General features: G+C 64.0%; 5 protein-coding genes. 2 read left to right on the top strand and 3 right to left on the bottom strand.

Annotated features, from left to right (window positions below):
• Positions 1–132: 132 nt before the first annotated feature.
• Positions 133–6,474, bottom strand: coding sequence for a non-ribosomal peptide synthetase (locus tag NMB38_RS10830; protein WP_254286808.1), 6,342 nt, complete (start codon positions 6,472–6,474; stop codon positions 133–135).
• Between the two features lie 412 nt (positions 6,475–6,886).
• Between NMB38_RS10830 and NMB38_RS10825 the strand changes: the two genes are divergently transcribed.
• Both NMB38_RS10825 and NMB38_RS10820 read left to right on the top strand, forming a co-directional pair.
• Complete coding sequence (locus tag NMB38_RS10825) at positions 6,887–7,669, top strand: helix-turn-helix transcriptional regulator (protein WP_042139415.1); 783 nt, start codon at positions 6,887–6,889, stop codon at positions 7,667–7,669.
• 135 nt (positions 7,670–7,804) lie between these two features.
• The gene (locus NMB38_RS10820; protein ID WP_242810465.1) at positions 7,805–9,940 is read left to right on the top strand and encodes a TonB-dependent siderophore receptor; all 2,136 of its coding nucleotides are present in this window, start codon (positions 7,805–7,807) and stop codon (positions 9,938–9,940) included.
• Between the two features lie 51 nt (positions 9,941–9,991).
• Here the strand turns inward: NMB38_RS10820 and NMB38_RS10815 are convergent, their stop codons facing one another.
• Both NMB38_RS10815 and ptrR read right to left on the bottom strand, forming a co-directional pair.
• A complete protein-coding gene (locus tag NMB38_RS10815) occupies positions 9,992–10,513 on the bottom strand; it encodes an acyloxyacyl hydrolase (protein ID WP_059184027.1) in 522 nt (173 codons plus the stop codon).
• A gap of 366 nt (positions 10,514–10,879) precedes the next feature.
• A complete protein-coding gene (ptrR, locus tag NMB38_RS10810) occupies positions 10,880–11,749 on the bottom strand; it encodes a putrescine utilization regulator PtrR (RefSeq protein WP_023535440.1) in 870 nt (289 codons plus the stop codon).
• Positions 11,750–11,821: the final 72 nt, after the last annotated feature.

The raw sequence follows: 11,821 nt of genomic DNA, 5'->3' as shown, positions 1-11,821 counted from the left end.
CGGTAAGCATCCTGCTTTGCCTGGAAGGGTTGATGGCCGACACGCTAAAGCAACGCGACCGGCCGGTCTGACATGGGAAGTGGGGACAACCGCGCAAACGATTGCCGGGGCCGGCGGGCCCCGGGCTTGGCCTCAAAGGCGCCTGCGTTTGCCCAGGCTTGGGATGGTGGTAGGCGGGATGACGGCCTGTTCAGGCTGGGCCTGGGTGCTGGCGGCGAGCCCCGAGAGGGTGGGCTGGGTGAACAGCGCCCTGGCATCGACGTGCAGCCCGGCCTGGCGCAGGCGCGCCACCAGGCTCACGGCCAGCAATGAATGCCCGCCCAGCTCGAAGAAGTTGTCGTCACGGCCCACCTGCTCGATCTTGAGCAACTCGGCCCAGATGGCCGCCATGGCCGCTTCCAGCTCGCCTTCGGGTGCACGGTAGGCGCGGCTGATGACCGCATCGGCGCCGGGCGCGGGCAAGGCGCGCCGATCCAGCTTGCCGTTGGCGCTCAAGGGCAACTGTGCCAGGCGCACGAAGGCCTGGGGCACCATGTACTCCGGCATGCAGGCCAGCAGGTGACCGCGCAGGGCTTCGAGGGCCGGCGCAGGCTGGCCGTCGCACAGGGTGAAGTAGGCCACAAGGCGCTCTTCGCGCATCAGCACCACCGCCTGCGCAACGGCCGGGTGGGCGGTGAGCGAGGCCTCGATCTCTCCAAGTTCCACGCGCAGGCCGCGCAGCTTGACCTGGAAGTCGTTGCGGCCCATGAATTCGAGGTTGCCGTCTTCTCGATAGCGCACCAGATCGCCTGTGCGGTAGAGCCGGTCGCCGTCGACGAAGGGGCTGGCGATGAAGCGTTCGGCCTGAAGCTCAGGCAAGCCCAGATAGCCGCGCGCCACGCCTACTCCACCGATGTGCAACTGGCCTACGCCGCCCAGCGGTACCGGGCGGTCGTGTTCATCGAGTACATACACGCGGGTGTTGGGGATCGGACGGCCGATCGGCGGTGTCTGCACCGGCAGTGGCGTATGGGCCGGCAACGACCAGGCGGTACTGTCGACAGTGGCCTCGGTGGGGCCATACACGTTATGCACGCACACCCAGGGCAAGCGCTCGCGAAGGCTTTGCAGCAACGCGGGGGTAAGATCGCCGCCTCCGCAGAAAATGTCGGTGAGCCGGGTGCACCCCTGCACCCCTGGCTGATCGAGGAACTGCTGCAACAGCGCCGGGACGAACTTGACGATGCTGACCTGCTGCGCCTTGATCAGCTCCATCAGGTAGCCAGGGTCGCGGTGCCCACCGGGGCGAGCCAGGACCAGGCGCACCCCCGCCGTCAACGGCCAGAACAACTCCCAGACCGAACCGTCGAAGGTGCACGGGGCGCGTTGCAGCAAGGCGTCACCGGCACGTGGTGCCCGGATCAGCGAGCCCCAGTGCATCAGGTTGCACAGGCCGCGATGCTCGATCATCACGCCCTTGGGCGTGCCGGTCGAACCTGATGTGTACATCACGTAAGCCAGGTGCTGCGGGCCAAGGCCAGGTACTTGAGGGTCGGTGCAGGGACGCTCGGTCAGATCACAGCGGTCCAGGTTCAGGGTGGGCTGTTGCAACGGCGCGAAGAGCCCTGCCGTGGCCCCGTGCACCAGCACCGTGACCGGGTTGCAGTCCTGCAACATGAAGCGCAGCCGCTCTTGCGGGTATTCAGGGTCCAGCGGCACGTAGGCACCACCTGCCTTGAGCACCCCGAGCAAGGCGATCATCAGGCTGACACCTCGCTCGATGCACACCGCCACTCGGCTGTCAGGTGTCACGCCCAGGCCGATCAGGTAGTGCGCCAGGCGGTTGGCCTGTTCGTTGAGCGTCTGGTAGTCCAGGCTCTGGCCGTCGGCCTGCAGGGCGATGGCGCAGGGGGTACGTTGCACCTGGGCCTCGAACAGCGTCGGCAGTGTCTGCTGAACAGGGCTGGTGGGGTCTTCGGTGGCGTTGAAGCCTTCGAGCATCAACGCAAGCTCCCGTGCAGGCACCGGGCATAGCTGCTGGAGCATGCCGGATGTCGGGTCCGATAGTGCCTGGCCGATCTGTTCGAGCGCCGTGCCCAGGTAGTCCAGCATGCGCTGCGCCCCCAGCGCATGCGGGGCACGCACAGACAGTTGCAGGCGATCTCCCGGGTCATCCACCGTCAATACCAGGCCATGGCTCGTCACTTCACTGGCTTCGACCAGCGCGACACCCGGCATGACCTCGCCCAACGGCAGCGCACCCTGACGGTAGTTCACCAGGCTGTCGAACAGTGCGCTGCCGGCCGGCAGACCGCTGCATTGCTGGGCCAGGATCAGCGGCGCATCTTCATGGGCCAGTAGCGCCGCCAGGCGAGCATGGGTATCCACCAACGCCTGCGCTGGGGTGCAGTCATTGAGGTTGATGCGCAGCGGCAAGCTGTTGATGAACATCCCCAGCGCCCGGTCGGCGCCAGGGCCGGCCATGCTGCGCCCCAGCAATACCGTGCCCACCACGACTTGGTCGCGCCCACTCAGGCTACCCAGTGCGTGGGCCCATGCCAGGTGCAGCAGGCTCGCAAAGCTGGCGCCATGCGCCCTTGCCAGGGCGCGCAGGCTGGCGACCGTAGCGGCGGGCAGGTCACGGCTGGCGTTCTCGAGGTCGGCCGGATCGAGCGCCACTGCGCCCCAGCCCGACAGCGGCTGCTGCGGCGCCAACCCCGCCAGTTGCTCGGTGAAAAATGCCCGGTGGGCGGCCTGGCGCTCGGCGCGGTTAGTGAGCGCCACGTAATCCCGATACGGCACTGGCGCTGGCAATTGCGCGCCCCGCCCCGCCATACAGGCCTCCAGCTCGCCCAGTAGCACCTGCAAGGACACCGCGTCGTTGACCAGATGGTGAAAACGCAGCAAGGCCAGCCAACGGCCCTGTTCAGGTGCATCCATGCACACCAGTGCCAGCATCGGCGCCTTGTCCAGGCTGAGCAGGCGCCGGCCGGGATGGTAGTGGTCGCGCCATTGACCTTCAGGCCCCTGCCAGCGTTCGACCGGCAGGCGGGCATGGCGCCAGACCACCTGGTGCGGCGTCTCCAGCCCTTCCCAGGCCAGGCTGGTGCGCAGGATGTCGTGGCGCTGCATCACATGCTGCAACGCTACGGCGAAGTCGCGCACCTGTTGCTCGGTGGCGAACGAGAACACGGCCTGTTGCTGGTACGGGTCGACCGTGTCCGTCAGGTGGTGGTACAGCAGCCCCTGCTGCAAGGGCGCCAAGGGGTAGATTTCCTGCACGTTGGCCGCGCCACCCGGCACCCCCGCTACGATGCGGTCGAGCGCTGCCTGACTGAGCGTGGCCAGGGGCAGCATGCCCGGCTCGATGCGCTGGCACTGCAACGGGATGCACGGCGGTGGGGTGTGCACGCACTCGGTGGCCCTGGCGCTGGCGGCGACTGCTGCCAGGGTCGATTGCCCGAACAGCACCTGCACATCGACCTGCAGGCCTTGTTGGCGCATGGCCTCGATCAGTTGGACAGCCAGCAGCGAATGCCCGCCCAGCTCGAAGAAATGGTCGTGCCGGCCGATGCGCTCGATGTGCAGCAACTGGGCCCAGAGCGCGGCCAGGCGTTGCTCCATCTCCCCTTCTGGCGGCTCATGCTCGTGCCGCACCATGGCCGTGTCATCCGCTGGGGGCAGCGCGCGTCGGTCGAGCTTGCCATTGGCGGTCAAGGGCCAGTGGGCGACCTGCATGTAGGCGACCGGCAACAGGGCGACTGGCAGGCTATCGCGCAGGTGATCGTGCAGGGCCCGGGGCGTGACCGGATCGGTCGCCGTGAACCAGGCATGCAACTGACCCTCGCGGAGCATGACCACGCCTTCGTTCACCGCCGGGTGACGGCTCAAGGCGGCTTCGATCTCCGCAAGCTCGACCCGCATACCGCGGATCTTCACTTGGTCGTCGTTGCGGCCCAGGTACTCAAGCGTGCCGTCGGACAGCCAGCGCACCCAGTCACCGGTCCGGTAAAGCCGGGCGCCAGGCGCGCTACTGAACGGGTCTTGAACGAAGCGCTCGGCGCTCAGTTGCGGCTGGTTGAAGTAGCCCCGGGCCACCCCTTGGCCACCGATATACAGCTCACCGTCCGCGCCGGGCGGCAGCAACTGGCCCTGCCCGTCCAGCACATACACCTGGGTGTTGGCGACCGGAACGCCGATGTGCAATGGCCCACCCGGCTGCACCTGCCCCGACGTGGCCACTACCGTGGCCTCGGTCGGGCCATAGTTGTTGATCACCTTGCACGTCAGCTCCCGGCCCAGTCGTCGCAGGCGGTCACCGCCCACCAGCAGGGTTTCCAACGTTGGATGGGGCATCCCCTGGGCGAAGGCGAGTTCCGCAATCGGCGTGGGCAAGAAGCTGACGTGAAGCGTTTGGGCCCGCCACCAGGCGAGCAACGCGTGTATATCCTCGGCCCCTTCGCGTACCGGTGCCAGGTGCAAGGTGGCGCCACTGCACAGCGCCGGCCAGATCTCCCAGGCCATGGCATCGAAACCAAAGCCCGCCACGCTGGACTGATGGCGGCCTGGGCCAAGCGCGAATTGGGTGCAGTGCCAGTCCACCAGGTTGGCCAGCATGCGTTGCTCGACCATCACCCCCTTGGGTTGGCCGGTGGAGCCAGAGGTATAGATGATGTAGACCAAATCCGTACGCGTTTGCGGTGCGAACGAGAAGGTGGCTGCGGGCTCGGTCGGCCACGACGGGTCGTCCAGTTCGATCTGTGGCCTGCCGTGCTTGGGCAGGCGCGGTGCGAAGCGCGAAAGGGTCAGGACCACGTGCGGAGCGCTGTCCTGCAGCAGGTAGGCGATGCGCTCTGCCGGATGGGCCGGATCGACCGGCACGTAAGCACCGCCTGCCTTGAGTACCGCCAGCAGGCCAACCAGGGTGGCCAGGCCTCGCTGGGCGACCACTGCCACGCGCCGTTCAGGGCCTACCCCGAGACTTGCGAGGTGCTGGGCCAAGGCGCTTGCGCGGTGATCGAGCTCGCCGTAACTCAAGGTTTGGTCGCCGAAACAGGCCGCCAGGGCTCCCGGCTGCGTGCGGGCTTGCAGCTCGATGCGTTGCTGAATCAGGCAGGGCGCCGTGTGCGCCGCTGACATGGCCGTCATGTTCCATGCCCTGAGGCGTTGGTGCTCGGGTGCGGTCAGCATGTCGAAGGCCGATACCAGGGCCTGGGGTTGGGCCAGGCCCTGCTCCAGCACATGCAGCAGTCGTGCGCCGAGGGCTTTGGCCTGTTCGTCGCTGAACCAGGCGCGGCTGTGCACCAAGTGCAGGCGCGCGGTGCCTGCGTGGGTGTTGCAGCGCAAATGGATGCTCAAGGGTGAGGGTTCATGGCCATTGCAGATCATGACCGTCGCACCGGCCACGTCGCCGATTTGCAGCGCGTTGCTGTCTTCTTCGAAGGACACCAGCAGCTCGAACAACTGCGTGCGCCCCTCCTGCTGCGCGGCGACGTCGCGTTTGAGCGCGCTCATCGGGTAGCGCTGATGACGAAAATCCTGCTTGAGCGTAGCGACGATGGCTTGAATCAGGTCCGCGAAGGACAGGTTCCTGCCAAAGTCCATGCGCAGTGGGCTGACCTGGGTGAACAATCCCAGGGTTGCCTTGAACTGTGCGTTGGCGCGGTTGCGTACCGGCAAGCCGACCATCCATTGATCGCGCTGCCAAGTGCGGCAGACACAGACGTGCAGTGCCCCCAGCAACACCGGCAACGGCGACACGCCTAGGGTGTCGGCCAGCGCCCGCAACTTGCGCATCAAGCCAGGCGTAACCGCCAGATCAAGCGCATGGCTCGGTGAATCCTCCGGCGACAAGGCCGGTTGGGTAGGCCGCAGCAGGGGGTCGGGCAGTTGGGCAAGCCTGGTCAGCCAGTACTCACGGTCACGCTGATAACGCGCCGAGGCCCGGTAGCGCGCATCCTCTTCGATAAAGGCGCAGTACGAGGGCGCGCTGCCGGGCAGCGCCTGTTGGTGTTCGAGCGTGAGGTAGAGGTCGGCCAGTTGCTTGAACCACTGGTCAACGCCCCACCCATCGAGCACCAGATGGTGGGCGCGCAAGGCCAGCAAGTGCTCGCGGGGGCCCATCCTGATCAGCCTGGCCTCCCAGAGCGGCCCTTGCTCCAGTGCAATGGGCATGCGCATCCAGGCATCGAGAAGGTTCAGGGCTGCATCGGTCGGGTGGGCGTCAGCTTGAAGGTCGTCCCACATCAAGGTCACGGGCAGCTGGGGGGCGAAACGCTGCCGCGCCGAGCCACCCTCCTGTACCCACACGGTACGCAAGGCATCGTGGAGGCTGGCCAGGTGATGCAGTGCCAGCGTCAGCCTGGTCCTGTCCACCTGCCCCTCCAGCGCGACATAGGCGCCAATGTTGTACAGCGGGGATGTGCCTTGGCTGAGTTGCTCCAGCCAGATATCCCGCTGGGCAACGGTGAGGTCGAAAAGGTCGGCGGCAGGCATGATCGGTCAGGTCCTTCTGAGGGGTCAGCGTGCGATTCAAACACCGGGCGCCTGCCCTGTATGGCCCATTAAACCCGGACACCCTCGCAAGCAACGTGGGCTGCTGAAATCCTTGTAGGAGATTACCTACACGGGGCTGGCGACGATGGCTCACGGCATATTGTATTGGCTTCGCTTATCCCTGCGGAGCCACCCTTCTGACGCCAATTTGCTGGCATTTGGCCCTTTTTCCAGCGTTCCCCACGCATCCGATGATCTGCGCCTACCACCTTTTGCTGGCATGTTCTGTCCCTGAATCCCGCTACAGACGTCTTCCAGTCAGCGGGCTTGAATACGCCCATACACCCTGCCCGATTGCAATGTGATTGCGCGGGCAGACGCAGTTACAGCAGGCCCTCAGGAACCCATCGACATGATGTTGAACGCTCGCTCCGACTACCGACCGGACCCTCATCTCTATCTGCAGCTGGGTGAATTGATCGCGCAGACCGGCGGCGCCTGTTTCGCCGAGCAGATGCTTCGCCTGGTACAGGATCAAGTCAGCATCGACGGGTTGGAAATCAGTGAATGGACCCTCGATGCACCGCAGTTGACGGACAGCCGGGTCGAAGTGCTCGGCCGCGCCGGTGTGCATGCAAGGCAGGTGGGCTCACGCTTGCCTCATCCCCTGCTGCAATCGATCGAGCAGATGCACGACCCATTGCTCATCGAGTTCAAGGCGCCCGAAGGCAGCAATCCGCGTAATCTGCGCCCGGCCCATCAATGCCACCTGGTGTCCTGCAGCGGTACCAAACGGTGGGTGATCAGTGCCTACCGCTTGCCCTGCGAGCGACGCTTTTCGCTGGCAGAGCTGTCGCAGCTCAAGAGCCTCTCCAGTACGCTGCTGCCGCTCGTCGAACATCACGGTCAATTGCTCGATCATGACGGCGCCGAAGTGATTGGCCAGGCGCTGGATGACGCAGAGGTCGGCAGACTGCAACAGACGTTCGGCAGACGTCTGATGCAGGCTTCAGTCAAGCTCTCGGTGCGCGAACAAGAGGTGTGCGTGGGCCTGCTGAGCGGCTGCACGGTCCCTGAGCTCGCCCGGCGGTTGAATGTGAAGAACAGCTCGGTGGAAACCTATCTCAAACGCGCTGCTGCCAAGTTAGGCGTAAGCGGCCGTAATGGCCTGACCAAATGGATGACAGGCGGGTAGCGACCTGCGCCTACCCCTCTGCGCAAACAAAGCACAGGTGTAAACCGAAATAGATGCATTTGATAATGATTCGTAGTATTTTCCCGGCGCGGTTACACCTCCAACTCTAGCGCCCTACTCAGGATCGTACTGTCGATGCGTCGCACGTTCGTCTCGCTTTGTGTACTTCATGCCGTTTCCCCCCTGGCGTTTGCCGATCCGGCCTCCCCGCCCGACGCCGCGCAAATCGAACTTCAAGCCTTGAGCATTACCGGCAGTGCCGATGCCGAACGGGCCGACGGCCCGGTCCAGGGGTACAAGGCCAGCCGCTCGGCCAGTGCCACGCGCACTGACACGGCACTGCACGAGACGCCTCAGTCCGTCAGCGTGGTACCCAAGGATGTCCTCCAGGATACCGGCGCCACCCGTCTGCAGGACGGGCTCGATTATGCCGGCGGCGTCGGCCGCGCCAACAACTTCGGCGGCCAAGGCCTTACCACTTTCACGGTGCGCGGCTTCACCACCGGCGAGTTCTACCGCAACGGGTTCCCGATCAACCGGGGGTACCCCAATGCGCCAGACGCCAATACGGTCGAGCGCCTGGAAGTCATCCGTGGCCCGGCCAGCAGCCTGTATGGCCGTGGCGATCCGGGTGGCACCTTCAACGTGGTCAGCAAGCAACCCCTGTCGGACCCGAGCGTGACACTGGGCAGTCAGTTCGACGACCAAGGCATGCACCGCGCCACCCTCGATGCCACCGGGCCGCTAAACGAGGACGGCTCTGTGGCCTACCGGCTCAATGTGCTGGGCGAAGGCGGCGACAGTTTCCGTGACGATGTGCAGGGCGAGCGCTACGACGTGGCCCCAGTACTGAGCTGGCAGGTCAACGACAGCACCAAGGTGGTGTTCGAAGGCGACTTCATGCGCAACAACCACCCCCTTGATCGCGGCCTGACCCGCTACGCTACCCAACCGCGCAGCGCCTCGCGGGACACCTACATCTGGGAAAAGGGCAGTGACAACCTGCTGCACAACGACAACAACATGGCCCAGATACGCTTCGAGCACCTGCTCAACGAAGACTGGACGCTGGCCGGCGGGTTCCAGTTCCTCGATGGCAGCCTGCAGGGCAATGCCGTGGAAGCCAACAAGGCCCCGGTGGATGGTCGCACCCTGGAGCGCAACTTCAACTGGCGCAAGCTGCAGTGGACCGACCGGGACTGGCAGCTGAACCTGACAGGGCACTTCGATACAGGCGCGTTCAGCCACACCTTGCTGACCGGCGTCGAATACGAGAACTACGATTACAACTCCATCATCCAGCGCTCCTCGGCGCGCGATGGCACCTACCCCATCGATATCTATCACCCGGTACTGGGCCAGCCTCGCCCTGCCCTGACCCGCACGACCACCTGGGACAAGGAAAACCTGCAAACCTGGGCGTTCTTCATTCAGGACCAAGTGGCCCTGACCGAGCGCCTCAAGGCGCTGGCCGGGGTACGCCTGGAGCGCTTCGAGCATGACTACGACGACAAGATGCCGACCAACCGCGACTTCAGCAAAGGCGAAAATGGCGTGACGCCGCGCTTTGGCCTGATCTACGACCTGACCGATACCCTGGCGGTGTACGCCAACACCGCGCGCTCGTTCAAGCCCAACACCGGCACGCCCGCCAGCGGTGGCGGCTTCGATCCGGAAAAGGGCAAGTCTTATGAGCTGGGGTTAAAGTGGGCGTCGCTCGATGGCCAGCTGAGCGCGGATGCTGCGGTCTATCACATCGTCAAGGAAAACGTCCTGGCCAACGACCCCAGCGACCCTACCAACACCTTCAAGGTGGCTGCAGGTGAGGTGCGCAGCCGCGGGCTTGATATCAACGTGGCAGGCAACCTGACCCCAGAATGGCGCGTCATCGGTGGCTATTCCTATGTTGATGCCCAAGTCACCAAGGACACCAGCCTGCCCAGCGGTACGCGCCTTGCCAATATCCCGCGCAACACCTTCAGCCTGCTGAACACCTACGAGTTCCAGGACGGTTTGGCCAAGGGGCTCGGGTTGGGCGTTGGGGTGAAATACGTGGATGACCGTGCCGGCCAGACCGCAACCAGCACCTACACCATGGAGCGCTACAGCGTGGTGGACCTGCTGAGCTTCTATAAGGTCAACGAGCACGTACGCCTGAACCTGGACGTGAAGAACCTGTTCAACAAGGGCTATGACGAAGGCTCGTTCAACACCTACGCCTATCCGGGCGCGCCTCGTACGGTGCAGGCCGGGGTGGCCTACACCTTCTGACAGGCACTCGACCGGCTCGGCGGCCAGGCAGCCGCCGAGCCGGGCTGGTCATCAGAAGCCTCTGCTGTAGAACAGCGAGTACGACTCGATGCCATCGTTAGGCTGGCGGATGCCCGCGTTGGAGTAATGGATGGCGCGGATGCCGACCTTCTGCTCCGACGGCAACTTCAGGCCCAGGCCGATGCGGTCTTCGAAGTTGAAGGACGAGCCCATGCGCTGGTCGCCGACCCGGGTCTTGGAAAATGCTGCGATACCGATGCCTGCTTCGATGTAGGGGGTGTAGGTGAAGCCGCTGAATTCATAGGTGAACACCGGGCTGAAGGACAGCGAGTGGGCACCGCTGGCGTCACCGCCCTCCCAATAGGTGTAGCCCGCGTCCCAGTAGCCGGTCAGGTGGCCGACACTGGTCTCGAACCACTGCTTGTCCCAGTCGAAGGACAAGCCTGCACGGTAGGTCATGTCGCCTTGGCTGGTGACACCGACGGCGCCGGTAACCTGGGCAGCCTGGGCCAGGTTCGCCCCGGCGAAGGCCAGCACGGCGGCAGCCAACGAAGCAGCGATACGGGATTTCATCTATGACATCTCCTGATGGTAAGTGCGACAACTGGAGGCATGGACCCTGTGTCAGTTGGTTGCGTCAGCTTGCTGAACGCTGACCGAACGGCGCAGGGTTTAACCTCTCGAAATTTTTGGTAACCGAATCTCGTGTTTCGGTCACACGATGTAATAATTGCCGGATTATGGTCAGTTGTATAGGAACTTGGAAGTAGATTGCTATCACTTCCCGTGATCCTTTTAGCCGTTTACTGCTTGGGTTAGGCAGATAAGCGTGCTAGACCGCTTGATATATCCAATGCCCTAGCGTGACAGTCTGATGCATCGAGCCCGGCGACCGATGCCTAGACCGAACGCCTTCAGCATCGTTCAAATCTTTTCAAATCAGGATGATGAGATGCTTTCTTCAAGTAGATTCACGAACGTCGAAAGGCTGCGCGAGACCGTCCCACGGCGCCAGACCAGCCAGGTTTTCAGGTAACGGAAGTCTTCAGACATCGGCCAGGCACTGACCGTGCTGCACCCTGGCATGTTCTCCAGCATGGTGCGCGGCATCATGGCCAAGCCCGCACCGGCACTGACGCACGCCAGCATGCCGTGGTAGGACTCCATTTCGTGAATCTTGCGTGGGACGGCCTGATCGTTGACGAACCAGTTTTCAAAATGGTGCCGGTAGGAGCAGTTGGCGCGAAACGCGTAGATATTCTCGCCGTTGACGTCTTGCGCCCGGTTCACAGGCGCATGGTTGAGGGGCGCGATGATGACCATCTCTTCTTCGAAAACCGGCATGCCCTCCAAGGTAGGGTGCAAGACCGGCCCGTCGATGAACGCGGCCACCAGCCGACCCGACAGAACGCCTTCGAGCATGGTCCCGGAGGGGCCCGTGGACAGGTCCAGGTCCACTTTGGGATAGCGCTGGTTGTAGGCTGCCAGTACGGCCGGGATGCGCACCGCCGCAGTGCTCTCCAGAGAGCCCAGGGCGAACGTGCCCTGTGGGTCCTCCCCTGCCACGGTGCTACGCGCTTCCTGAACCAGGTCGAGGATGCGCCGGGTGTACTCCAGGAAGTTCCAGCCGGCCGGGGACAAGCGCAGGCGGCTTTTCTCACGTATGAACAGGTCCACGCCCAGGTCCTCTTCCAGTTGCTTGATGCGCGTGGTCAGGTTGGAGGGCACCCGGTGGATATGCTGCGCGGCTGCACTGATGCTGCCTTGCTCGGCGACTGCCTTGAACATCTCAAGTTGTATCAGGTCCACGGCTTTCTCCAAACGTGAATGAGTGACTCATTATTATTCAGTTTTCATTAAAGCCCTAGCCCACTAGTCTGA

The organism is Pseudomonas sp. FBCC-B35 (genome assembly GCF_059133755.1).
Note: the sequence above shows the minus strand (reverse complement) of the source record. Positions and strands in the feature narration are given on the sequence as shown.